The 221-nt window shown below is 50.2% G+C and carries 1 pseudogene; it reads left to right on the top strand.

The features are described from left to right. Positions 1 to 221 (top strand): annotated as a pseudogene (locus ULO1_RS15000) (Baseplate J family protein); the annotation flags it as partial.

Here is a 221-nt window from a genome sequence, read left to right as displayed (position 1 = left end):
GCTGATTTACCGGAGTACCTCACGGACCAGAATTTTGAAACTATCCTGCAAAGAATGTTAGACTCACTGCCGGACGATTTAGACAAAAGCGAAGGAAGTTTTATCTACGACGCCCTTTCTCCTGCTGCTATTGAACTTGCCTTGGCAGCTATATGGGCCCAGGAGGTCCTACGGCGCGGGTTTGCCTCTACCACATTTGGCCAGTATCTTGACCTGCGCTG

It is taken from the genome of Carboxydocella sp. ULO1 (genome assembly GCF_002049255.1).
In the GTDB taxonomy this organism is placed as follows: Bacteria; Bacillota.
This window is presented reverse-complemented; position numbering and strand designations above follow the sequence as displayed.